Consider the following 22,237-nt stretch of genomic DNA (forward strand, 5'->3'; position numbering starts at 1 on the left):
CGGCAAGACCACCACCTCGGCGTCGACCAACCCGGCCAGCGGTGCCGAGCTGCCGCAGCCCGCCGACAAGACGGTCCGCAATACGATCCGCGCCTGGGCCAACCAGCACGGCCGCCAGGTCGCCGACCGCGGCGTCATCCCCCAGACGGTGCTGCGCGACTGGTACGCCGCGCACCCCGACACGCTCGCCGGCTGACCATGGCCGGCCGCCCGACTGCTGCGCCGGGCCACATCACCGGTGCGGGACGGGTCACCCTGTCCCGCACCGGCGGCGGCGCCGGCCCCGACTGGGGCGCCTACGCCCTCCTGTTCACCACGCGGCCCCTGCCCGGCGGCGGCAGCGAGGCCGTGATCGGCTACTGCCCGCCCGACGCCGATCTGCTCGACCCCGCCTGGACGCTGCACCAGCAGCGGCCCTACGGCCCGGCCGGCACCGCGACCCGGCCGCTCGGCGACTACGCCAGCGCCTCCACCCCGGCCCACGCGAAGAGCGAGTCCCCCGCCGCCTACGGCCAGCGGATGGCGCTGTACCTGCTGCGCATCGCCGCCGCCAGCCGCGTCAACGCCTCCTCCCCGTACGTGATCGACCTGCCCTGGGCGGCCTGGACGCTCGCCACCGAACAGCACGTGGTGCTCGCCGTCGACCCGGACCACCCGCACCGCGGCTGGGCCGGCCACCACCAGGTCCGCGTCGGCCGCCTGGCCGCCCTGCAGCCCAAGCAGCCCTGACTACCCGCCATCGAGGGGAGCACCGCCATGCCCGGCACCATCACCGCCGACCTGCCCGAGGCGATAGCCCGCACCCAGGCCAGCCTCGCCCGCTACCAGCACGCGCTCGGTCCCGGCCCGGACTCCGACCCGGCGATCGACGCCGCCTGGATGCTGCACCGCGACGTCGCCGCCCTGCTGCCCGCCGCCCTGGCCCTGCTCGCCGAACGCGACGACCTCGTCCGGCGCCTGGAGACCGCGCGCCGCGACCCGCTCACCGGCCTGCCCACCCGCGCCGCCTTCACCACCGCCGCCGAGCAGCTACTCATCACAGCGGCGGCGCCCGCTGCGCTGATGGTGGACCTGGTCGACTTCAAGGCGGTCAACGACACCTACGGCCACCAGGCCGGTGACGCGGTCCTGGCCGCCGTCGGCCGCCGCCTCGCCGACTGGGCCGGCCCCGCCGCCGCGTGCGGCCGAATCGGCGGCGACGAGTTCACCGCCGTCCTCGACACCGACCCCGCCGACCTGCCCGAGCGGATCGCCAAGCTCCGCGCCCTGCTCGAGCAGCCCGTCGAGCACGACGGCCAGGTCCTCGCCGTCGGCGCCTCGATCGGCACCGCCACCCGCACCCCCGACCACCCCGACCTGGGCCTGTCGGCGCTCCTGCACGCCGCCGACCAGGCGATGTACGCCGACAAGGGCCGCGGCCGCCGCGGCCGCCGCCACACCACCCCCGCCCACACCCTCGCCGCCTAACACCAGGAAGGAACCCCAGCCGATGGCCCGCGTGATCATGCCCATCACCCCCGTCCACGCCGACGGCACCCCCTGCACCCACCAGGTCAACCAGCGCACCGGCCTCCCCAAGGACCCGACCAGCGACTGCACCGGCCGCACCGGCTACGCCGCCACCTGCTCCGCGTGCAGCGAGACGGTCAGCAACTACCTCAAGCTCCTCGTCACCCCCGAGGTCGCCACGCACCTGCGCCAGCACGCCAACTGACCACCAGGAGGACCACCGCCATGACGGACACGACCGTGCCCACCGGCTTCACCACCCTCTACGGCCTGACCATCGCCTGCTGCGACGAGGACGCCGAGGCCTTCCTCGCCCTTGGCCACCACGACGCCCGCCGCATGACCGCCGCCGCCAACCGCCTGCTGCGCACCGAACGCCTCGAGCGCTACCGGCCGATGGTCGGCGAGCTCCCGCGCATCACCCACACCTTCGGCACCATCACCGAGCAGCCGATCGACGAGGACGGCGAGGAGGGTGGCTGGAGCTTCGAGTTCGCCGACCAGAACGAGGCCGGCGCCCAGACGGTCACCCTGATCGAGGTCCCCGGCCTGGGCGACTTCGAGCTGCTCGCGCTCCCCAGCCGCTGCCCCGACTGCACCCGCCTGACCAACACCGCCCACTACATGCGAGTCGAGATGCGCGCCCTCGGTGCCTCCGGCCCGCTCGGGCACGACTGCCGCTCCTGCGGCGCTGTCTGGCCCGCCACATCCAGGTCCGCCCCGACTCCGGCCGCGGCAGCCTGATCACCGCCGTACCTCCACGCAGCGGGCCCGCCCCTTCGGCATCAGCCGAAGGGGCGGGCCCTTTTGCGTTTCGGGGTAAGAATTTCTTACCCCGCTCGGTCAGCTACTCGACTACCTCAGCGTCGACCGGAATCAGCTTGCGGGCGGCAGCGATGCGGGACTGCACGCGGCCGATCTCGGCTTCCAGGCTGTCCAGGTAGCCAGCGAGGGCGACAGGGTCAGTCTCGGCGGCAGCCTTCACGGCCGCAGGTGCCAGCGGCTTGTACGCCCGCTCGCGCATCTCATCAGCCGCCTTGCTTAGCGGAAGCAGCTGGGGCGGCACCGGCGGGGCCTGCGGCGCCGACGGCTCCCGGCTGCCTTCGCCGTCGGCCGGCTGCGCCGGGATCGCAGGCTTGCTGAGCAGCTCGCGGGCCGCCGCGCTGAGCATCGCGGCAGTGGGACGCTGCTTGCCCTGCTCGGCGGCTACCTTCTGCCCCTCCTCAATGACGACCTCGGCGTGCTCGACGTCCGACTTGGCGATCACGTCGGCGATCACCTTGCGCGCGGACGCCTGGGTGAGCTGCGCGCGCAGCTCGGGCTTAAGCAGTGCGAGGGTCCGGATCCGCTGGGCGTCCTTCAGCAGCTCGAAGATGTACTGCTCCGCGACGTCGAGGACGTCAGCCGCCCATCGCGCGAACTTGCTGACGCCGGCCTCCTTGTGGAGCTCCCGCTCCTTGGCGACCTCCAGCAGCACGCCCTTGGTGAGGACGACGTAGTCCTCCGCGGCTGCACCGAGCCGACTGATCTCCCGCAGATGGGCGGTGACGAACGCCAGCTGCTCCTGCCGGGTGCCGACGATGTCTGCGGCGCTGAGCAGCCGGCCCCCGGCAAAGGTTGAGGTCTCGTTGCCGGTCCACACCGCAACGGCGCCCGGCTGCGCTGCCGCCTCTTGAGTCTGGGTGGTGCCGTCCGGCTGGGTGCCGTTCTTGCGGCGGCCGCCCAGCGCGGATCCGAGCCCCGATGCGCGCCCGGCACCGGCAGGCCGCTCGGGGTCGGCGGTGCCGAACCGCTCGCCGGGGCTCTTCTCAGTGGTGCCGGTCCTCAACGACGCCAGGCCGCTCATGCCATCTCGCTTTCCGCTTCGCGCTGTGCAATCCGGGAGAAGATCTCCCGAGTGAGGGCAGCCATGTCCTCGGAGACCGATGCGGAGGTCGGGCTGACCACCTGGTCCCGCGACGCGGTGCCGGCACGCAGCTGCCAGAACTTGGGGTTGTCGTTGGCGGCCTGCTCCAGTTCATGAAGCAGCACTCCGCGCTTGCGGGCCTGACGGGCCACCGCCTCGGAGGCCCGGACCATGCTCTCGAACATGAACCGGTCGGACCCCAGGACCTCGGCGACCTCCTGGCGCACCTCGCGCTGGATGGCGGTGGCACTGGACCCGGACGCGAACAGCAGGACACCGAGCATCGCCAGGTTGGGATTGGAGAACTCGCGGACGAGCTCGAACTCCGTGCTGATGTCACCCAGGCCGTCCGAGATGCTGCCCGAGTCGGACTTCACCGGGACGACCAGCCAGCGGGCGGCTGCCAGACACAGCTGTACCAGCGGCGGGTTCTCCGGCGGGGAGTCGATGACGACCAGGTCGTAGTCCGGGGCGATGCTCTGCAGTGCCACTGCCAGCATCAGGGACTGCGTGATCGGCTTGTTCGGGAAGCGCAGTGCGAGGTCGCCCGGCAGGTCGCCGACCTTCTTACCGCCCACCACGACGTCGAGGTTCGGTCGGACGTCCCGGACGGGCACCAGCGGCCGGCCCCAGAGCACGCTCTCGTGCAGCGCGGCTCCGCCGTCGTCCAGCTCGCCGCCTCGGAATCCCAGCTCCCGCCCGACGTGCCCCTGCCCGTTGACGTCGACCAGCAGAGTCTTTATGTCGTCGGCGGCGGCAAGGCCGGACATGTTGCTGGCGACCGTGGTCTTGCCCACGCCGCCCTTGCCGTTGGCGATTACGACTACCCGGTCCAGCGCCTCGCGGTCGACCTCCGGAGGCACCTCCCTCTCCTGTGCGGCCAGCACTTCACCCTCCGAATCCGCGATTCCTTGCGGCGCCATGTTGCCATGTGCCGGTGGCTCGGCTGCTGCACACCACCGGATCGAGGGCGCGGTTGTCTGACTAGTGCGCCGTTCGGCGAGCCGCCAGCACCTGCGGGGACGACCCGTGGCTTTCTGGCCCCATGGACGACATCAGCGAGTACATCAAGTTCCGCAACCGGCTCGGCGACTTCATGCACGAGCGGTTCCGGCAGGAACTGCCCACGGACTACCTGGCGGCGACAGGTGTGGCCAACCTGCTGGCCGAAGTCCTTTCGGCCGACAGGCTCGCCACGTTCTTCCGCGTCGCGATCGAGGCCGAAGAGGAGTCCCGGCAGCCGGCCCGCTTCCTGGCCGGCACCTACTCGGACCGTCTCGACCGCGGCCTGGGGCGAGCGTTCAAGGATCTGTACGAGAGCGACCCCGGACTCAACGTTGCGTGGCACCTGGGACGGGTCTTCCCGAACCTCCTGCCGGACGGGGAGTTCATCCCGTTCATCCAGCTCGCGCAGAAGGCCCTGGAGCAGGTCGCGGTCGCGCCCGCCCGGTAGTCGCACGACCGGACACTCGGGGGCGGGGTAAGAATTTCTTACCCCGCCCCCGAGTGGCGGCTCCGAGAGCCGGTCAGGAAGGTGGGGGCATGGCCATCATCGTGTTGGAAGAGCCGCGGCGGGTGATGAGCACGGATTTCGGTCCGGGCCGGCCTGAGCCTCGGATGGGAGTCATCCACGCGGCCCCGGCCGACCCGTCCATCCCGGGTGACCCGGCCGACCAGACGTTCTGCGGCAAGGACACCGGCGGCATGGAGAAGGTTCCGTACAGTGCATCCCGCCCCGGGGCCTCGTGGTACCCGCAGAATCTGAGCCAGTGGGTGTGCCCGCGATGCGCCACCGCCCTGCGGTCGGCCTGACCGCTTCTCTTGGCCCGAGGTAAGGAATTCGTACCTACCTTGGGCTCACTCATGCGTGCCTACCGCCCGGCTGCTCGCGCGCGCTCTTGACGGTAAGTCAGCCGAGCGGAACGGTGGAGGCGCAAGGATCCGCAACCGGCTTGGCACAAGGAGCGGTCATGGCACTACGGTTCAGGGGCATCGATCCGGATACGCCCAACGGCGGGTCTCCGACCGTGTGGTTGGAGGACGAGAAGGCGGAGATCGTTATCCAGGGCTGGCTGCCCGAGATGGAGATGTACCGCGTGATCAGCGAGACCGAGTGGGTGGAGGGCCACCCCATCGGCGTTCCGGACCACGAGGGCGTCGTTCGGATCCCGGTCCGGATGATCCCGTTTCTGCGGAAGGTGTGCGATGAAGCCGAGCGTGCCGGACTTTGGCGCCCTGCTGAGGAGCGCTGAGCGCTCCGCCTGCCACCTGGAGATGCGCGACTCCTACATGGACGACCCAGTCTTCGCCGACTGGCGTGCCGGCCTTCCGGTGGATCGGCCCGAGGCCTATGACCTGCCGGAGGAGTACGTCGCCTGGGCTGCGCTGGTACGGGAGACGGTCGGCCGCGGGGTGGTGATGCGCCGGGCGAGGATCGTCTCGGAGCCGGTGACCGCCTACATCCGGTGGGAGCACGCGATCACCGACCGGCACAACGTCGCGCTCGGCGAGCAGGTCCGCTGGCTGCCCCGGTCGAGGGCCTCCGACCTCGCGCTGCCGGGCAATGACCTGTGGCTGGTGGACGAGCGCTTGGTCCTGTTCCACTGGTTCACCGGTGACGGCGAGTGGGCTGGCCACGAGGTCACCGAGGACCCGGCCGTGGTGAAGATGGTGACCGGCGCCTTCGAGGCGGTCTGGGAACGGGCCGTCCCGCACGCGCAGTACGCCGTCTGACCAACCCACTCCGACCACCCGCCGGGCAGCCAGCACCATGTCGTCGTCCCCGTCGTCCAGCGTCATCGAGGCGCGCAAGGCGCTCGCCAACCGCCTGGTCGGCCTGCGTAAGGACGCAGGCCTGACCGGCGACGAGCTGTCCGCCCGCTGCGGGTGGCACCCGGCGAAGACTTCCCGGATCCAGAGCGGCAAGTCCGCGCCCTCCGAGGATGACCTGCGCGCCTGGTGCACCGCCTGCGGCGCCGGCGACCAGGTTCCCGACCTGATCGCCGCCGCCCGCGCGGTCGACTCCATGTACACCGAGTGGCGCCGCATGGAGCGCAGCGGGCTGCGTGCCGCCCAGGAGTCCGTGGCCGCCCTCTATCGCCGTACCGGTCACTTCCGCGTCTACGCCAGCCGCGTCATGCCCGGCATGGTGCAGACTCCCGAGTACACCACCGCCGTCCTGCGCTCGATCCAGCGCGCCCGCGTCGAGGTCGACGACGTCGCCGACGCCGTGGAGGCTCGCCTGGAGCGCCAGCGGATGCTGTTCTCCGGCCGGCACCGCTTCGGCCTGCTCATCGAGGAGTGGGTGCTGCGCGCTGCGGTGTGCGACCCGGAGACGATGGCGGCTCAGCTCGGCCACCTGCTCGCCGTCTCCTCCAGCCAGTTCGTCAGCGTCGGCATCATCCCGAGCGGGTCCGACCGCCCGCACCTTCCGGTCGAGGACTTCTACATGTTCGACGAGACCGAGGTGGCCGTCGAGCTGACCTCCGGCTACCTGCGGATCACCCAGCCCCGTGAGATTGCCGACTACGTCCGCACCTTCACCGACCTGGCCGCCATGGCCGTCCACGGGGCCGAGGCACGTCAGCTGATCACCGCGGCGATAGCCACTCTCGGGTGACTTCGCGCAAGATGGCGCAACCTCGTTGAGGGCCCGGCCGCACATTCCCTACCGTCGATTCGTCGCCCGCCGTGACCGACCGAACACTAGGCCCCGGCGGACGTGCTGGGGCCGCTGCGCCCGCCTGCCCCCCGTCAGGTGGGCGCAGCCGTCACCGCCGACGAGAGAGCGGAGAACCGCCGTGGCCGCGCACCCCATAACCCGCTCACCGGTTCTGGCTGCGGCCGAACCCGGGAGCTGGCGGATGCGAGGTGCCCGGTGACCACGACCGTTGAGGCGCCGGCGCGGCCCCCGCCGCCGACGCCGTCAAGGTGCTGCTGCCCTACGAGCCGCAGTCCGCCGCCGCGGCCCGCCGCCTGGTGCGCACCACGCTGCGTGCCTGGGAGCTGGAGGGACTGATCGAGGCCGGCGAACTCATCGTCAGCGAGCTGGCGGGAAACGCGGCGAAGACCGGCTGCCGACGCCGGATGACAGTCACCGTTGAGCGCATCACCGACCGGTGCGTGCGCATCAGCGTCCGCGACGGCTCCCGCACCCTGCCCTGCCTGATCGACGCGGGCCCCGCGGCCGAGTCGGGACGCGGCCTGGCCCTGGTCCACCACCTGACCGGCGGGCACTGGGGCGCGAGCCTGGAGCCGTTCGGCAAGACCATCCACGCGGACCTGCGCACCCACCCGACGTAGCCCCCACCACTGCCCCGGTGCGCCGGGGCAGCCCTCTACTCCTCCCGGCCCCGGGAGGGCACCATCACAGCGACGACAAGGAGCGCGGCATGGACATCGAGGCAGTCGACGGCGGCGGCTCGGGCGGCGACGGGGGAGGCGGGGGCGACGGGCACCCGGGCACTCCGTGGACGCCGCCGTCCGACCCGCCATCCCCTGACGGCAGCACCCCGCCCGGGGACGGGGGACACCACAGGTGACGCTCGCACCTGAGCAGGAGGGCCGCCCCGCGCCGGGGCGGTCCTTCCCCGTCCCCGACGCGTGGGCGCCGGCCTTCGACGCCGTCCCGCGCTCGCTGTTCCTCCCGGACCTGGTCTGGGCCCACGACATGGCCACCGGCACCAGCCAACCCGTCGACCGGACCGCCGACGAGGCCGGCTGGCTGGCGGCGGCCGCCGCGGACATCCCGATCGTCACCCAGTGGGACGACGGCCTGCACCATGGCGCCGAGCCCGGCACCGTGCCCACCAGCTCCGCGTCGATGCCCTCGCTGGTCGCCTCCATGCTGGACGGCCTCCAGGCCGAGCCGGGGATGCGGGTGCTGGAGCAGGGCACCGGCACTGGCTGGAACGCCGCCCTGCTCGCCCACCGGCTCGGCGACGCGAACGTGACCACCGTCGAGATCGACCCCACCGTGTCCGCCCAGGCTCGCGCCGCACTCGAGCGGGCCGGCTACCGGCCGACCGTCGTCTGCGCGGACGGCGCGCTCGGCCACCCGCCCGGCGCCCCGTACGACCGGATCACCGCGACCTACGGGCTGCGCGAGATCCCGCGCGCGTGGATCGACCAGACCCGCCCCGGCGGGCTGATCCTGGCGCCGTTCGGCACCCACTACTCCAACGCCGACGCCCTGGTCCGCCTCGCCGTGAGCGGCGACGGCACTGCGAGCGGCCCGTTCCTCCAGCCGGTGGAGTTCATGAAGATGCGCTCCCAACGCCTGCGGTGGCCGCAGAACCCGCCGGACGGCGGCACCATCGCCGAGTCCACCACGACGGCGACGCTGCCCGCGCACGGCAAGTTCGACCCGTTCCCGCTCGCCGCCGGCCTGCGCCTGCGCGACATCGTCCACGCGATCCAGCGGCACGACGACGGCGCCCGCACCCTGTGGCTCTACTCCCTCACCACCCCGGCCTGGTCGGCGACGACCTTCCGAGACGGCGAGGACGAGCACCAGGTCCGCCAGTACGGCGGCCGCCTCCTCTGGCCGGAATTCGAGCGCACCCTCGGCTGGTGGCACGAGGCGGGCGAGCCCGGCATCGAGCGCCTCGGACTGACTGTCACTCCGGACGGCTGGCAGGCCTGGCTGGACGAGCCCGCCCAGCTGATCTGACCGCCTGGTCCGGTGCCGTGAGCCCGCCTCGCGGCGCCGGACCCGTCACCGACCACTGCCCGCACCGGCGGGAACACACGGGAAGGGGAAGCGCATGGAGCGCCGGCCGATGGACACGGCCACCTACAGCGAGCAGGCCCAGCACGGGCCCTGCTTCATCTGTCGCCTGGTCGACGGAGACCCGGCCTACGCGCACGAGATCGTCTACGAGACCGAGCAGCACCTCGCGTTCCTGGACAAGTGGCCGGTCCTGCCCGGCAAGCTCCTGGTCGTCCCGAAGCAGCACCTGGAGCACGTCGTCACCGACCTCACCGAGCAGGACTACCTCACCATCATGCGCACCGTGCGGCTGGTCGCCCTGGCCGCCGAAGACGTCCTCGACGGCGAGCGCACCTACCTGTTCTCCCTCGGCTCCCAGACCGGCAACAGCCACCTCCACTGGCACATCGCCCGCCTGCCCCACGGCATCCCCTACGAACAGCAGCAGTTCGAAGCCCTCGCCTTCGGCAACGGCGTACTTGCCTACACCCCCGACGAGCGCGCGGACCTCGCCGACCGGCTGCGCCTGGCCGTCGCCGCCCGCGCCACCGCGGCCGGCTGACCGCCCGTTGCCCAACCGGGCGCCCGCTCGTTGGACCCGCCGAGCGCCCCGACCCGGGCGCGCGGCTGCGCCTGCTCCACACCGCCCGGCAAGAACACCCCCACGGTCTGGGCACCGCACGGTGAAGCCCTCGGGCGGCCGGGCCCGTACACAGCCCGGCCGCCCGAAATTCCTCCTGCCGACAGCCGACACGCGCCAGAATCACTGCACGATTCAGGAAAACGACGGGATGACGCGGCATGGACGAGTTGCGGTTCGACAAGGAGATCGGGACGTTCGCGGTGGACGTCGGCGAGAACAGCCTGATGATCCTCAAGGCGGCGGGGACGCACTGCTTCCAGCTCCAGCTGGCGGTCCACATCCCGCAGTCGGACCAGGCCGGCCGACTGATCGTGCTGGAGACGGACCTGTTCGCGCCCCAGGAGCCCAAGCCGAAGGCCTGGCTCGGCTCGGCCACCCACTCCCTGGCCTTCGTGCCCGGCGGCGTTCAGCGGCCCACCCTGCGCTTCCTGCTGACCAGCGCTCAGATCCTGGCGCTGGAGGCCCAGCGCAGCGGCGACCTCCACCTGGAGCTCCAGGTCCGCGCCGTCCTGCCGCAGGCCACCGGATACCCCGGCGGCAGCGAGGCCAGCGTGCGCATCAGCGTCGCCGAGAGCCGCTGGCGCCAGCAGCTGGAGAACCTGGGCCCCGCGCTCGCCTTCGAGCAGTCCATCCCGTTCCCCGCCGGCGACGGGCCCCGCCAGGAGGCCGTGGACTACCTGCGCTCGGCGCAGCGCCGCCTCGGCGGCAACGATATCGACGGCGCGATCCTCGACGCGCGGCGCGCCCTGGAGTACGTCGAGCAGAACAGCGGCTGGCACTGGCCCGGGCAGAGCAAGAGCAAGGAGCAGCGCACCCAGGACGAGCGCTGGGCCTGGATCCGCTCCGCTCTCGCCGACCAGGCCAGCGGCGCCCTCCACAAGGACACCCTCACCAAGACCTTCACCTACACGCGGGCCGAGGCCGAGGTGCTGATCGCCATGGCCACGGCACTGCTGCGCCTGGTCTCCTGACTTCTGGTCGGCTCCGGAGCCGTGGCCGGGGCCCGCGTCGTCAGTCGTCCTCGTCCTCGTCCTCGTCTTCGTCGGCCGGCGGCCGCAGCGGAGTGGTGGCATCGACCTGGCCCCAGCGCAGGGCGTGCCGGACGGCAGTGGTCATCCAGCCCATGGCCTGCTCCGGAGTGGGCTTGGTGAGCTTGTAGACCTCGCTGACGATCCGCATGCCGCCGGGGTGCGCGGCGATGCCGACCAGGTTGTTCCACAGGTCGATCCGGTACTCCCACGGCTCGGGTTCCCCGCGTCGCCGCGGCACTGGGGCGGGCTTCTGGGCGCTGACCCAGTCGCCGTCCTGGTCGAGGTTGGCCTGGCCGTTGCAGGCCCGCAGCAGGACGTCGTTCCACGCGCCCATGACCGGGTGGGGAGGAAGTCGCGGGTGCAGTCGCGGAACCAGCCGCGCAGCAGCTCGTCGTCGCCTGCGATGCGCTGCTGGCCGCCGCCGTCGACGAGGGCGCCGATGAGCCGGCCGAGGTGGGCGACCGGCTCCAGGTCACCGCTCCACTGGTAGTCGACGGCGACCATGACCCGCCAGGTCTGCTCCTTCCACCGTCCCTGGTACGAGCCGCCATCGTTGGTGCCCCAGCCCGCGCCGAGCCGGACGGCCTGCCACATGTTCATGCCCGCCGGTCCGACGAACTTCCCGTTCGTCAGCCCGGTCAGGCGTTCCGGGATGTGCGGGGTGCGGGCGCGGTGGAAGCCGAGCTCGGGGGACCAGCACCAGGGGTTGCGCTTGAAGGTGAGCCGGAAGTCGGGGTCGTCCACCGGGCCGTCGTAGTACGGCGAGTCCTCGTGGCCGGTGTAGGGCTGGCAGGTGTGGCCGCGGTACGCGGGGAAGCGGCCGTCGGGTCCGCGTCGGCGCGGACCGGGCAGGGAGGCGGTCTTCGTCACGCCCTGCCAACGCGCCGCAGCCCGCCCGGACACGGGAACGGGGCGCCGCGGCCGCGGGCATTACCGGGTCCAAAATTCCGTAGGCGATCGTGGTGCTGCGCCCCAGGCCATAGACGATTTCACGCTCGGGTCCTGTCCCGTGGACTCTGAGCCCTTCGAAGGGGTGAAGGTACACACCTCACTTCGAAGGAGGGCGTGATGACGCCCGTTCAGTCCGCTGTGCGCTTCCTCGCCGAGGCCGCCGCCGATCCGTCCGGCCCGCAGGCCGCCCAGCTCGCCCACGCCGTCCAGTACGCCGGCTCTACTCTCTCGGGTCTCGCCAACGCTGTCGGCGCCGTCCGCAAGCTGCGCCGCCGTCCGGTCGCGGAGCAGCCGGCGGTCCGGTGCTGCTGCCAGTCGTGCCCGGCCCGCCGGGAGGCCGGCGGCGAGTAGCGCCGGGAGGCCGGGCGCGCGGGCGTGTGCCGCGCGCCCTTTCCTCTTTGACTCCAAGAGTGGACGGGCGTAGCATTTGGTTATGTCCTACTGTTTGGGAGTTGTCTCGTGAGAATCAGCATCGGCGGCGAGCGGGTCGAGGTGCACGACGACCTCGCCCGGGCGCTGCTCGCGGCCCTGCGCGGCGAGCGGCTGGTGGAGCCGCCGCAGGCCTCCGCCTTCGACGACCTGACCGCCCTGGTCGCCTGCATCAGCCGCGTCACCCAGCACCTGAACGTGGTCAAGGAGCTGGCCATGTCCCGCGCGGACGCCAGCGACAGCTACTCCAACCGGCGCGCCCTGGGCATCGCGGCCGCCATGGCCCCCTCCCAGCTCGGCCGGGTCCTGGAGGGCCACGGCCTCCCGCGCGACCGCCGCGCCGGCGGCGTGGACCTGGCCGTGGCGTTCCGCACCACCGACGACTGCGTGCTGCACTTGGCCGCCGAGGACGACGTGGCCGGCCTGCCCTCGTTCACCCTGCCGTTCAACCCCGCGCAGGGAGAGGTCGAGCCCACGGAGTTCGCCGGCCGGGAGCTCGAGTTCTACTACCGCCCCCAGGTCCCGATCGCGGTGGCCGACCTCGGACGCACCGCCGGCTACACCCTGCGCCCCGACCAGGGCCCGATCGCCTGCCTCACCGAGCAGGTCTTCGACGCCCTGTTCGGCGACCCCCGGATCGACCCGACCCGACCCAACGGACGCTGAGGAGCAACGCCCGATGTCCGACGACCTGTTCAACTCCGTCGACGCCCTGCTGGCGGCCGTGAGCACTGGCCTGCCGCTCCCGGCCGAGCGGGCGCGGCTGCGCCTGGCGGCTGGGCTGACGCCTGCGCAGATCGCCGCGGCTCTGCGGGTGGACTCGGCCCAGGTGAAGGGCTGGGAGGACGGCAGCGCCGTCCCGGGCCCGGACATCGCCCCGGCCTACGCGCGGCTCCTCGCGGGCCTGGCGGAGCGCTTCCCCGCGCCCGAGCAGCCCGCCGCCGACCCTGCCCCGGCTGTGCCGCAGGCGTTCACCGCCCCGGCGCCCGCCCAGGAGGCCACGGACGGCCTGGTGGTCCCGCTGCTCGACCAGAACCCGGACGGCTCGCTGGTGATGGGCGATGCGGCGCCGTGCGTGCAGTGCGGCCAGCCCTCCGTCTACCGCGCCCAGGGCCGCCCGATGCACCTGGGCGGGTTCTGCCGCCCCGCCGCCCCGGCCCCGGCTTCTGCGGACCAGGCTCCGGCCGCCCCAACACCCGTCGCCGCCCCGGTCGCGCCCGCAGCTGCTCCTGCTTCTGCTCCTGTCGCCTCGGTGCAGGTCCGGCCCGCGCCCACCGCGTCCCCGGCACCGACGGCCAAGGCGCGCACTGCGACATCCCGCGCCGCTGTCCGTCCGACTACGCCGCGTCCCGCCGGTCCGGCCGCCACGGCTGCTGCCGCGCGCTGGTGGCCGGCGGTCGCGCTGGACGTCACCGAGGATGGCGGCTGGGTGCTGGACATCCCGCAGATCCCGGCCCCGGCCGGGACCAAACTGCCCGACTGGTTCGCGTGGCTGGGCACCGGGCTGCCGCTGCGCGTCGAGCGCGCCCACCCGGCCGGACGCGGCGGCGACGGCATGGTCTGCCTGACCGCCGCCGCGCTCAAGCAGCTCGGCCTGCCCGCGACCCTGCCCGGCACCGAGAAAGCCCTGACCGCGCTCCAGGCCAAGCTGGCGAAGGCCGCCGCCACGGTGGGCATGGAGATCAGTGACCAGATCGGCCCGTCCTTCCACGTCTTCCGCCGCGCCGGTTCGGCCGGCGGCCCGAAGACGTCGGTGCGGGTCACCATCGCGCCGTGGCTGGGCCAGGGCGACGGCCGCCAGCAGGCCGTCAGCGCCCTGGCCGCCCCGCTGGCCACCGCCCCCGACGGCACCCGGGACGGGCTCACCCTGGCCCGCCGCTACCGCGCCTTCACCGCCGACCTGGGCGTCGCCCCCGGCGCGACCACCGCCTCCACCGCGATGCTGCTCCTCGACGCGGTGCGCCCGCGCGTGGAGTGGACCAAGGACCAGACGACAGGGGAGTGGTCCTCGCACCTGCGCGAAGGCGCCCTGCCCAGCGGCGACCTGTGCGTGCCCCCGGCCGCCGGGGCCCGCCACCCGCTCACCCGCGAACTCCTCAGCAAGGGCCAGGTGGTGTGCGAGGAAGAGGACTACAAGTGGTGGGCCCGCGAGCTCACCGAGCAGGAGGCCCGGCGTCCGTGGGCGGTCGCCGTCGACGTCTGCGCCTCCTACCTGTCCGTCACCGACTCCCTGCGCCTGCCCATCGGCCCGTACCAGTACGTGGAGAACCCGGCCTGGGACGGCAAGACCGCCGGCCTCTGGTGGTGCGACTTCACCACCACCGAGACCGACCCCCTGCTGCCGCACCCGGCCACCTTCCACGGCCAGCCCCCGACCGGACCCGGCTGGTACGCCACTGTGACGGTCGCCTACATGGTCAGCACCTACGGCTTCGACCCGTCCACCATCACCGCCGCCTACCTGGCCGCCCACACCGCCCCCCTGCTCAAAGAGTGGACCGGCCGCATCCGCGCCGGGTACAAGCGCACCTACGCCGACCTCGGCCTGTTCGACGGCCAGAGCCCGACCGAGTTCTTGGCCGCCTACGCCGTCCACAAGGACGTCGGCACCGACCCGGTCCGCGCGGACGCCCTGGTCCTCGCCGGGGCCTACAAGAACGTCTACAAGGGCGGGATCGGCAAGTGGGCCGACTCCGCCCGCCACCTGGACGACCAGACGTGGCTGGAGAAGGTCGCCGCCGCCTGGTCCTACGACCCCGCGCTGCGCTTCCAGGTCATCGCCGCCGCCCGCATCGCCGCCCACCGCCGCCTGCGCAAAACCCTCCAGCTCACCGGCCGCGCCCCCTTCGCGGTCAACGTCGACTCGTACCTGTACGCCGCCGACGCCCCCTCCCCGCTGGAGCTGCTCCCCGTCAAGGACGACGGCACCCCGGTCCCCGGCGCGCTGCGCCTGGGCATCGCGCCGGGCAGCCACAAGCACGAGTCCTCGATCCCCCTGGCGGCCGCCATCGAGGCGATGGAGCGCCGCGAGCACCCGTCCAGGCTGGTCCACCACTACACCACCGACGGCACCCCGATCGGCCACGAGCAGCCTGGCGCGCCCGGCTCCGGCCCCAATGATGAGGAAGGCGACAACTGATGGCCGGGTTGTTCGGCCGGGTGCGCGAGGCCATGTTCCCCTCCCGCAAGGCGCCGGTGCAGTCCACGACGCAGGCCGGCCAGGTGCGCGAGCGCAAGTACGGCGGCAACACGAAGGCGATGGCCGCCGCCTACGGGGTCGCGCCGCGCACGGTGCTGCGCTGGATCGACGGCACCCGCCACCCCACCAAGCCCCAGCACGTCGATCAGCTCCAGCGCGAGGCCGTCGACGTGCAGACCACCGAGCGGGGCCGGGAGCGCAAGGCCAAGCAGCTGGCCCAGCGCGGCACCGTCTCCGGGATCGGGGCCCGGGTCGGCCGCGCCGTGAGCTTCGAGATCCGCGGCTCGGACGCGGTCCGGGCCCGCGACATCCACCTGAACCTGACGGGCGAGCAGGCCGCCGCCCTGGCCGTCGCCGAGGACGAGGACGAGGTGCGGCAGGTGATCGGCCAGGCCCTCGCGGACTACTTCAACGGCGGTCCCGGCTACGGCGGCTTCTCGGCCGACGACTTCGACTTCGACCCCACCGACTTCGACCTGAGCTGACCGCCAACCAACTGACCTACCCAGGCGCTTGGTTCAGACCAGGCGTGGCCGGGGCGGCGGCCGTGATCCGTTCGGCCAACCGGTCCGACTGCGACCAGCTCACCAGGGTCATAGCGGGGGAATTCCGAGCTTCCTCGAACAGCTCAATCGGTGGATCAGGAACAGCTCTAGCTACTGGTCGAGGAGTCAACACGACACCCGATCCGTCTCTCCTGAAGTGGGGAAATCAGGTGAGCGGGTCTGCCCGGTAACCGAGCACAGGGTGGGGAAATTCAATGATCCACACCCACGGTTTTCGGGGATCGGCACACGGCGAATTCCGGCAGGGGGGTACCGCCGTTCGGCGGGGTTCACATGGCGCTCCGGCGGAGATGCCGTGTGATTCAGTCGGCTGCGCCGGTCTGGTTGCAGGCCACGATGCGGTACGCGAGCCTGAAGCCGTTCCGCGGCACCGACCCCCTTCTCGGGGCGCTCAGCTCAGCCACGCTTGGCCTCACGAGTGGTCAGCCCGTCCGCCGCCCGCAAGTGGGTGAGCAGTGAGCAGAGCGCAAACGCCCGCCGTGGGCTACGCGAAGTGGAGAAGCGATGTCCGACAGCAGTGGAGGAGCGGCCCATGCTCAGGGCCGCCGGTCGCGGCGAACCGGGCGCCTGATCCGTGTGCTGAGCGCCATGGCACTGCTGACCCCGGCGTCCGTCAGTGCCGCGGCGGCGGCAGGCTCACGATCGACGCCCGCCCCGCCGCCGTCGACCGCCGACCAGGAGCAGGGGATGGACACCGGGGCCGCCTTCCGCGACCCCGCGGACGCCGACCTGGGCACCCACCAGGACCTGACCATCACCCTGGACGCGGCCGGAACGCGATTCGACCTGTCCGGTCGTGAGGTGTGGGGTCAGTCGTACAACGGCAGGTTCGTCGCTCCCACCATCCGCGTGGCCCCCGGCTCGAACGCCACCATCCACCTGGTCAACCACCTCACCGTCGCCACCAATCTGCACTTTCACGGTCTGCACGTCTCGCCCTCCGGGCAGTCGGACGATCCCTTCCTGTGCGTGCCTGCGGGTGCCTCCACCACCTACTCCCTGGCCATCCCCGCCGACCACCCGCTCGGCACGTTCTGGTACCACAGCCATGCTCTGGCCACCTCCTGCCCGGCTACCGGCTCACCTGCCATGCCGGGCATGTCCGCCTCGGGCTTCATGCCGGGTGACGTGGAGAACCAGATCTTCGCGGGTCTGTCCGGCGCACTGGTCGTCGGCGACGACCGCAGCCTCCTCCCCCGGGCTCTGCATCACGTCACGGCACACACCGTTGTCCTGAAGGACGTACAGCTCGACCGGTTGGGCCACATCGTCCAGAACACCAGCAGCACGTCGATCGACTCGAACAACCCGACGGTGCGGCTGGTCAACGGTCAGTTGCGACCCATCCTGTCCATGAAGCCGCGGGAGACCCAGCTGTGGCGCCTGGTCAACGCCGGAGCCGACATCTTCTACCAGCTGAAACTGGACGGCTACTGCTTCACCGTCATCGGTGAGGACGGCACTCCCGTGGCACGGGTGACCACGCCCGACACGCTCCTCCTGCCCCCGGGCAAGCGTTACGACGTACTCGTCACCGCACACGATCGCCCAGGAGAAACGATCCTGCGCACCACCGCGTACAGCAACGGCCCACAGGGCGACTCCTACCCAGACGTGCCCCTGGCCCACGTCGAGGTGACCGGTCCCCGCATGCACCAGCTGCCCACCGTCTCCGGCGCGATCCCCACGGCGCCGCCGGACCTCTCCGAGGAACCGATCGCCCGGCACCGCAGCCTGGCGCTGTCGGAGAACTCCGAGGGAACCCAGTTCTTCATCAATGGCAAGCAGTTCTCGTTCGACACCCCCCTATTCGACACCCCCGCACGCCTCGGCACCGTCGAGGAGTGGAGGATCCTCAACCAAAGCGGCGAGGACCACCCCTTCCACCTGCACACCAACCACTTCCAAGTGATGTCCGTCAACGGCGTGCCCCGGCCCTACACCCACCAGCAGGACACCGTCCCCGTGCCGCACGCCGTGAACGGCGTACCAGGACAGGTGGTGGTGCGAGTGCCCTTCAGCGACTACCCCGGCAGGTGGATGTTCCACTGCCACATCGCGGCCCACGAGGACAACGGCATGATGAGCTACATCAACGTCGTGCGGTAGACCGCGGCAGACCGTGCGACTTCAGGTGCCCGCGCTCGGACATTCATCCGGCGTTCTGGCTGCCCCGGCCGGAAGCGGGTACCGCCGGACCTGTCACAGGGTCACCGTTCCGAGCTGGCCCGCCGAGTTCTCGGTGAACCAGAGGTTTCCGTCGGATCCGGTGGTGATGTCCAACGGGCTGGCGCCGGAGGTCGGGATCGGCAACTCGGACATCGTCCCCGACGTGGTGATCCGTCCGATGTCGTTGCCGGCGTTCTCGGCGAACCACAGGGCGCCGTCCGGCCCGGCGGTGATGCCCCAGGGGAACGGTGGGACGGCATCCATCAGGTTGTAGCCGGCGAACGAACCCGCCGTGGTGACCTTGCCGATCTGCGCTGCTCCGGCGTCGGTGAATCTTGCGTTCGGCACCGGGGGCCGGTCGGCCTCATCGACAACGTGCCGGTGGTCGGAATGACGGTGACCTCTGGGAGCTGTTGCTGCCGTTGGTTGCGGTCCCCCTGCTGGCACCAGGCACCCGCGACAGTGGGGAGAACCACCCGATCTGCGACGCCGCCGGTGTTCAGTCGACCCTGGTCGCTCGGGCAGCCCGTGCGCGCCTCGAGCTCGGCGCGAGGACGGGGCCTCAGGTGGCGAAGAAGCTGGTTGGAGCGAAGGTGCGCGCCGCCCGGCTCCCGCCCGCGCGTCATACGGACGGCCCGATAAGCGTCCCCTGGTGGTACGCGGTCGCACATGTCGAATTCTCGAACACTTTGTGCGAGTAACGGGGTTGATCCCTCGCAAAGGTCAGCTCAACGAGTTTGGTGATCAGTAGGGAGAATTCCCCGCCTGCGGTAGCGGTATAGTGGCTCACCGACTGCATGGTCGCCCATCCTTGGCTTCCGCAGGCGCAATCGGTCCCAAGAGCGCCTACCACAGGTTTTTCGAATGAAAGTCCTCATCGCCGGCGGATCGGGATTCGTGGGCAGCGCCATCGCCAGGGCCTGCGCAGCCCGAGGTATCGATCCGATCATTCTCGACACATCCGCTCCGACGATATTCGTCGAGTGCATACAATATATCGGAGAGGTTTGCGACAAAGATATCGTCGACATCATCTTCGACGCACATCCTGATATCGTGGCGATCTTCGACTGCACGGGTCCGGGGGGCGATCCGGAATCGAACGCACCGATTGAAGTACGGTTCATCGGCTATGTCCTGCACGGCGGGCGGCGGAAACTTGTCTCCATGCCGGTCCGATTCTGCGAAGTCAGTTGATTGCCCTGCGCCCCTGGAGCGGCCCGCCCGCGGCGGCCTCGACTATGGCACGAATGCCAAGGCAGCGGATCAATAGCGGTGAAGGCACCGTTGCCGGGGGAGCCTGGTAGTGAGTAGCACCCGGCTCGGGCAGGACGGGACAACGCGCGTCATCGCACGGCAACGGGTGTCTTCTTCACGCTTGGCGTGGGAAACTCCCGACGCCAGCAGCTCGGCTGGAGTGAGAGTCCCATTGATCACCGGCCAGTGCGCCCATGTCACCGGCCGGCGGGCATCGCACCCGGGCTTACAGGTGTGGTCTGGGTCGGGAACGGTCAGCAGCGATCCCGCCGGAAGACCCACGACGTCCTGGCAGGTCGGGATTTCCGCCAGCGTACCGGGAGGTGTCAGCCAGAAGGTGAGTCCCGTCCGTTCATCTACCAGGACGGGCCCGAGGTCGTCCTGGTAGGGACCGCCGGCGAGGCACTCAAGCAGCGGGATACCGACGGCACAGGAAAGAGCTACGACGTCCCACCGAACGCCTGTCGGTACATTGATCAGGCGGTGCGGCTCCGTAGCCCATCTGATAACTGGGTAATCTCTTCGATAGCGGCCGAGTGCGCTGGTCAACCAGAGGCTTCGGGGCATGGCGGCGGCCCGCTCGAGGACATCTGAACGCATAGAGGTATTCGGCTCCTTCCATTGGCGCAGCCGCGCCTTTGCCGCCTTGTGGGCGAGCATGGCGAAGCAAGAAGGGCCCAATTTTACTCGTTCTGCGACACTGTGCATCCGACCTCACCCGGAAGGGTGAGACCAGGGTCGTCGCGGCATTAGGCTCCGCCGAAACCAGCATCAGCGCTTAATGTCAGCCACTGACTAGACCGAAGTTTTCCTTGTCCGCTGATGTTTTAGGGGTCCTCCGACTGTTTTCTGTTCCTTGGTCCGAGGGATTTGGGGGGCCCGCGGGGCGTGTGCGTCGCGGCCCGCCGAGCGATTGCTATCGCTGACTCATCCTCTGAAGAGATCACGGTCGTGGCACGTCCGAGCCGAGAGGTGGCGCAGGCGGGCGCGGCAGCCATCGGAGGACCGCTCCGACTGGGAAGACTGTGTGATGGTCGGCCCCGCTCCGCCCTGGAGCGGTTGGGCCGCCTCAGTACGCATTGAGTGCTTGCCCTCGTGCCGGGCCAGGGCCTGAGCCTCCGCCAAGGCCGCCTGGGATCGCGGGCGGCGGATCTTGCCAGCTGGGCAAGCGCGCGGCCCGGTTCCGGTGGGACGGGCTGGCCGCTCAATGGTGATCGTGTGACCGCTGGCGATGACCGTGCGGCCTGCTCCCTCGGGCGCCCTGTCGAAGCAGGCAATGACGGCACCGCGGGTAGTGGTGACCGCCAGGTGAGGCTCGTCCAGCCGTCGGCGGACCTTCACCGTGGCACCCGCGAGTTCCGCAGGTAGCGCGTAGAAGTTGCCTTCAAGTTGGATGAGCCCGTCCGGATCGACCCTTCGCTGGACGCACGTGCGGGCCGGGAAGGGCTTGGAGGGAAGAGGCAGGAGGATGGGGACCTCGCGGCCCGTCCGTTGGCGGCGACCGTCCGATCGCTCAGCCAGGCAATCCAGGCTGCCCTGGGCTGCCAGCACGCCGAGATCGCCCGCCGCAGTGGCCCACCAGTGGTGGATGGCGGAGCGGTGGGCTCGGACGACGGGGTTGGGAGGGTCGCTCTTCCGGCGCATCGCCAGTGTTGCGCCGTAGTAGGTGGCGACCTCTTGGAAGCCGGTGGTCGACTTCCCGCTCTGAGAGCAGACGGGCGGGGTGCGGTCGAACAACCAGCGCTGACCGGTACCACCCAGTCGGCGCAGCACTTGGTCCACGGCCTGGACGGTGTGCGGGAGATCTTTGACGCCGACGATGGCGGCTCGCCAGCGACCGGAGCGCGTGAGCGCGCCCATGAGCAGGTCCGCTGTGCGCCCGCAATTCCAGTCCGTCGGTGGGTTGGGCAGCTGGACCCAGTCGAAATACACCTCTTCGAGTGGGACGTGGCTGTTCTGCGCACTGTTGCGGGAGCACACTGCGCAGTGCGGGCGGCTCACATGTCTTCGCAGCGCGCGGGTGAAGGTCGAGTATGCGCGCTGGTATCCCAGTTCGAGGACCTCGGTGTAGAGGGCGCTCGCCTGGAGATGCGGATCGTCATCAAGGCGTTGCTGACAGTAGGGGATGAACCGCAGGAAGTCGTCGTGGGGCGCGACTCGCACTCCTACTGTCCGGTCTCCGCTGAGGTATGCCCTGATCGTCTTTCGATCGCGATCCAGGTGTCTGGCGATCGCCGAGATCGACCACCCCTGGCCCCACAGGACGCAAACCTCACTGTATTCCTCTGCGCTAAGCATTCAGCCCCTAACGAGCAAGTGTCACCTTCGCAAGGCCCGGATTAGTGCCGTCAGGCATGGTCGGAGAATATAGCACGCGTGGGGATCGCCGGGCGAACAGAAGCGTTTCTTCACTACGGCTGGTGAGCAATTTTGCCGAGCGTCACGAACTGTCAGAATTTCATTGGCGAGTCGCAGCGAATTCGCCCGACCATCCGACCCCGGGGAATTTTGCCGAGCCTGGCGAGAGTTGCATATTGGACGACGTTGGGTTCGGGAATGGGCGGGCGGCCGCCGCCGACCGGCTTCTATTGAAGTTGAAAGCGTGATGTCGGCCTGAGGTGTAGTCAGCCGTCCGTGATCAGGCCGGTGGCGGCGAGGCACCCGTCGATGAGGTGGGGTCGGTACTGGATCTGCTTCAGGCTGCGCTTGACGGCTCGGGCGAGCTGGTCGAGGTTGGCTGCGGCAAGGTTGCCGATGGTGCGCTTGACCAGCGACCAGATGCCTTCCTGCGGGTTGAGGTCTGGTGCGTACGACGGGAGTTGGAAGACGGTCAGCCAGTCCTTATTCGCCTCGATGAACTCCCGCAT

General features: G+C 70.6%; 26 protein-coding genes. 20 read left to right on the forward strand and 6 right to left on the reverse strand.

The annotated features are described in order from the left end of the window. From LN042_RS34670 to LN042_RS34690, 5 genes are all read left to right on the forward strand, one after another. Positions 1–196 (forward strand): Lsr2 family DNA-binding protein (locus LN042_RS34670; protein ID WP_230055437.1); only part of this gene is annotated, 196 nt, incomplete at its 5' end. A 2-nt stretch (positions 197–198) separates the two neighbouring features. Further along, on the forward strand, positions 199–729 hold the full coding sequence (locus LN042_RS34675) for a hypothetical protein (RefSeq protein ID WP_230055438.1): 531 nt from the start codon (positions 199–201) through the stop codon (positions 727–729). Between the two features lie 27 nt (positions 730–756). Next, complete coding sequence (locus tag LN042_RS34680) at positions 757–1,467, forward strand: GGDEF domain-containing protein (protein WP_230055439.1); 711 nt, start codon at positions 757–759, stop codon at positions 1,465–1,467. Between the two features lie 22 nt (positions 1,468–1,489). Then, on the forward strand, positions 1,490–1,714 hold the full coding sequence (locus LN042_RS34685; RefSeq protein ID WP_230055440.1) for a hypothetical protein: 225 nt from the start codon (positions 1,490–1,492) through the stop codon (positions 1,712–1,714). Positions 1,715–1,734: 20 nt separating this feature from the next. Beyond that, entirely contained in the window at positions 1,735–2,253 is a 519-nt protein-coding gene (locus tag LN042_RS34690) for a hypothetical protein (protein WP_230055441.1), read from the forward strand. Positions 2,254–2,356: 103 nt separating this feature from the next. Here LN042_RS34690 and LN042_RS34695 read toward each other — a convergent pair whose 3' ends face one another. Beyond that, entirely contained in the window at positions 2,357–3,355 is a 999-nt protein-coding gene (locus tag LN042_RS34695; RefSeq protein ID WP_230055442.1) for a hypothetical protein, read from the reverse strand. After that, positions 3,352–4,278: a ParA family protein gene (locus tag LN042_RS34700; protein WP_230055443.1), complete on the reverse strand. Its 927-nt coding sequence runs from the start codon at positions 4,276–4,278 to the stop codon at positions 3,352–3,354. The genes LN042_RS34695 and LN042_RS34700 overlap by 4 nt, the downstream gene beginning before the upstream one ends. Before the next feature lie 182 nt (positions 4,279–4,460). Between LN042_RS34700 and LN042_RS34705 the strand changes: the two genes are divergently transcribed. The 9 genes from LN042_RS34705 to LN042_RS34745 all read left to right on the forward strand — a co-directional run bounded on the left by LN042_RS34705 (position 4,461) and on the right by LN042_RS34745 (position 10,739). Beyond that, positions 4,461–4,868 (forward strand): hypothetical protein, encoded by a 408-nt coding sequence (locus tag LN042_RS34705; RefSeq protein ID WP_230055444.1) that lies wholly within the window; start codon positions 4,461–4,463, stop codon positions 4,866–4,868. 89 nt (positions 4,869–4,957) lie between these two features. Further along, complete coding sequence (locus LN042_RS34710) at positions 4,958–5,227, forward strand: hypothetical protein (RefSeq protein WP_230055445.1); 270 nt, start codon at positions 4,958–4,960, stop codon at positions 5,225–5,227. Between the two features lie 158 nt (positions 5,228–5,385). Continuing rightward, positions 5,386–5,667: a hypothetical protein gene (locus LN042_RS34715; RefSeq protein WP_230055446.1), complete on the forward strand. Its 282-nt coding sequence runs from the start codon at positions 5,386–5,388 to the stop codon at positions 5,665–5,667. After that, positions 5,621–6,148, forward strand: coding sequence for a DUF6879 family protein (locus LN042_RS34720; protein ID WP_230055447.1), 528 nt, complete (start codon positions 5,621–5,623; stop codon positions 6,146–6,148). The genes LN042_RS34715 and LN042_RS34720 overlap by 47 nt, the downstream gene beginning before the upstream one ends. A gap of 37 nt (positions 6,149–6,185) precedes the next feature. Continuing rightward, positions 6,186–7,034, forward strand: coding sequence for a helix-turn-helix domain-containing protein (locus LN042_RS34725; protein WP_230055448.1), 849 nt, complete (start codon positions 6,186–6,188; stop codon positions 7,032–7,034). A 311-nt stretch (positions 7,035–7,345) separates the two neighbouring features. Then, on the forward strand, positions 7,346–7,717 hold the full coding sequence (locus LN042_RS34730; RefSeq protein ID WP_230055449.1) for an ATP-binding protein: 372 nt from the start codon (positions 7,346–7,348) through the stop codon (positions 7,715–7,717). A 235-nt stretch (positions 7,718–7,952) separates the two neighbouring features. Then, a complete protein-coding gene (locus tag LN042_RS34735; protein ID WP_230055450.1) occupies positions 7,953–9,086 on the forward strand; it encodes a methyltransferase domain-containing protein in 1,134 nt (377 codons plus the stop codon). A 109-nt stretch (positions 9,087–9,195) separates the two neighbouring features. Continuing rightward, entirely contained in the window at positions 9,196–9,687 is a 492-nt protein-coding gene (locus LN042_RS34740) for an HIT family protein (protein WP_230055451.1), read from the forward strand. Between the two features lie 239 nt (positions 9,688–9,926). Beyond that, complete coding sequence (locus tag LN042_RS34745; RefSeq protein WP_230055452.1) at positions 9,927–10,739, forward strand: hypothetical protein; 813 nt, start codon at positions 9,927–9,929, stop codon at positions 10,737–10,739. A gap of 40 nt (positions 10,740–10,779) precedes the next feature. On the opposite strand, the gene LN042_RS34750 is transcribed toward LN042_RS34745, so the two are convergent. After that, positions 10,780–11,133 carry a hypothetical protein gene (locus LN042_RS34750; protein ID WP_230055453.1) on the reverse strand — a complete coding sequence of 118 codons (354 nt, stop codon included), beginning with the start codon at positions 11,131–11,133 and terminating at the stop codon, positions 10,780–10,782. Positions 11,134–11,867: 734 nt separating this feature from the next. On the opposite strand from LN042_RS34750, the gene LN042_RS34755 reads away from it, so the two are divergent. From LN042_RS34755 to LN042_RS34775, 5 genes are all read left to right on the forward strand, one after another. Beyond that, a complete protein-coding gene (locus tag LN042_RS34755; RefSeq protein WP_230055454.1) occupies positions 11,868–12,101 on the forward strand; it encodes a hypothetical protein in 234 nt (77 codons plus the stop codon). Between the two features lie 108 nt (positions 12,102–12,209). Then, positions 12,210–12,845, forward strand: a complete 636-nt coding sequence (locus tag LN042_RS34760) for a hypothetical protein (RefSeq protein WP_230055455.1) — start codon at positions 12,210–12,212, stop codon at positions 12,843–12,845. A 13-nt stretch (positions 12,846–12,858) separates the two neighbouring features. Next, positions 12,859–15,318: a helix-turn-helix domain-containing protein gene (locus tag LN042_RS34765; RefSeq protein ID WP_230055456.1), complete on the forward strand. Its 2,460-nt coding sequence runs from the start codon at positions 12,859–12,861 to the stop codon at positions 15,316–15,318. Next, positions 15,318–15,863, forward strand: a complete 546-nt coding sequence (locus LN042_RS34770) for a hypothetical protein (protein WP_230055457.1) — start codon at positions 15,318–15,320, stop codon at positions 15,861–15,863. The genes LN042_RS34765 and LN042_RS34770 overlap by 1 nt, the downstream gene beginning before the upstream one ends. Before the next feature lie 669 nt (positions 15,864–16,532). Continuing rightward, the gene (locus tag LN042_RS34775) at positions 16,533–18,053 is read left to right on the forward strand and encodes a multicopper oxidase family protein (RefSeq protein ID WP_230055458.1); all 1,521 of its coding nucleotides are present in this window, start codon (positions 16,533–16,535) and stop codon (positions 18,051–18,053) included. A gap of 93 nt (positions 18,054–18,146) precedes the next feature. On the opposite strand, the gene LN042_RS34780 is transcribed toward LN042_RS34775, so the two are convergent. Then, on the reverse strand, positions 18,147–18,461 hold the full coding sequence (locus tag LN042_RS34780; RefSeq protein WP_230055459.1) for a Vgb family protein: 315 nt from the start codon (positions 18,459–18,461) through the stop codon (positions 18,147–18,149). Positions 18,462–18,977: 516 nt separating this feature from the next. On the opposite strand from LN042_RS34780, the gene LN042_RS34785 reads away from it, so the two are divergent. After that, the gene (locus tag LN042_RS34785) at positions 18,978–19,310 is read left to right on the forward strand and encodes an NAD-dependent epimerase/dehydratase family protein (protein ID WP_230055460.1); all 333 of its coding nucleotides are present in this window, start codon (positions 18,978–18,980) and stop codon (positions 19,308–19,310) included. A gap of 987 nt (positions 19,311–20,297) precedes the next feature. On the opposite strand, the gene LN042_RS34790 is transcribed toward LN042_RS34785, so the two are convergent. Both LN042_RS34790 and LN042_RS34795 read right to left on the reverse strand, forming a co-directional pair. After that, complete coding sequence (locus tag LN042_RS34790; RefSeq protein WP_230055461.1) at positions 20,298–21,533, reverse strand: Mu transposase domain-containing protein; 1,236 nt, start codon at positions 21,531–21,533, stop codon at positions 20,298–20,300. Positions 21,534–21,994: 461 nt separating this feature from the next. Next, positions 21,995–22,237: transposase (locus LN042_RS34795; protein ID WP_230055462.1), on the reverse strand; the 243-nt coding region annotated here is incomplete at its 5' end.

The sequence above is a fragment of the Kitasatospora humi genome (assembly GCF_020907985.1).
Lineage (GTDB): Bacteria > Actinomycetota > Actinomycetes > Streptomycetales > Streptomycetaceae > Kitasatospora > Kitasatospora humi.

Excerpts from the sequence above, each read along its gene's own strand:
- LN042_RS34690 (WP_230055441.1), top strand. The coding sequence starts at position 1,735 with ATGACGGACACGACCGTGCCCACCGGCTTCACCACCCTCTACGGCCTG.
- LN042_RS34770 (WP_230055457.1), top strand. The coding sequence starts at position 15,318 with ATGGCCGGGTTGTTCGGCCGGGTGCGCGAGGCCATGTTCCCCTCCCGC.
- LN042_RS34785 (WP_230055460.1), top strand. The coding sequence starts at position 18,978 with ATGAAAGTCCTCATCGCCGGCGGATCGGGATTCGTGGGCAGCGCCATC.
- LN042_RS34685 (WP_230055440.1), top strand. The coding sequence starts at position 1,490 with ATGGCCCGCGTGATCATGCCCATCACCCCCGTCCACGCCGACGGCACC.
- LN042_RS34740 (WP_230055451.1), top strand. The coding sequence starts at position 9,196 with ATGGACACGGCCACCTACAGCGAGCAGGCCCAGCACGGGCCCTGCTTC.
- LN042_RS34675 (WP_230055438.1), top strand. The coding sequence starts at position 199 with ATGGCCGGCCGCCCGACTGCTGCGCCGGGCCACATCACCGGTGCGGGA.
- LN042_RS34750 (WP_230055453.1), bottom strand. The coding sequence starts at position 11,133 with ATGGGCGCGTGGAACGACGTCCTGCTGCGGGCCTGCAACGGCCAGGCC.
- LN042_RS34765 (WP_230055456.1), top strand. The coding sequence starts at position 12,859 with ATGTCCGACGACCTGTTCAACTCCGTCGACGCCCTGCTGGCGGCCGTG.
- LN042_RS34680 (WP_230055439.1), top strand. The coding sequence starts at position 757 with ATGCCCGGCACCATCACCGCCGACCTGCCCGAGGCGATAGCCCGCACC.
- LN042_RS34710 (WP_230055445.1), top strand. The coding sequence starts at position 4,958 with ATGGCCATCATCGTGTTGGAAGAGCCGCGGCGGGTGATGAGCACGGAT.
- LN042_RS34695 (WP_230055442.1), bottom strand. The coding sequence starts at position 3,355 with ATGAGCGGCCTGGCGTCGTTGAGGACCGGCACCACTGAGAAGAGCCCC.
- LN042_RS34745 (WP_230055452.1), top strand. The coding sequence starts at position 9,927 with ATGGACGAGTTGCGGTTCGACAAGGAGATCGGGACGTTCGCGGTGGAC.
- LN042_RS34755 (WP_230055454.1), top strand. The coding sequence starts at position 11,868 with ATGACGCCCGTTCAGTCCGCTGTGCGCTTCCTCGCCGAGGCCGCCGCC.
- LN042_RS34725 (WP_230055448.1), top strand. The coding sequence starts at position 6,186 with ATGTCGTCGTCCCCGTCGTCCAGCGTCATCGAGGCGCGCAAGGCGCTC.
- LN042_RS34715 (WP_230055446.1), top strand. The coding sequence starts at position 5,386 with ATGGCACTACGGTTCAGGGGCATCGATCCGGATACGCCCAACGGCGGG.
- LN042_RS34720 (WP_230055447.1), top strand. The coding sequence starts at position 5,621 with ATGAAGCCGAGCGTGCCGGACTTTGGCGCCCTGCTGAGGAGCGCTGAG.
- LN042_RS34705 (WP_230055444.1), top strand. The coding sequence starts at position 4,461 with ATGGACGACATCAGCGAGTACATCAAGTTCCGCAACCGGCTCGGCGAC.
- LN042_RS34775 (WP_230055458.1), top strand. The coding sequence starts at position 16,533 with ATGGCACTGCTGACCCCGGCGTCCGTCAGTGCCGCGGCGGCGGCAGGC.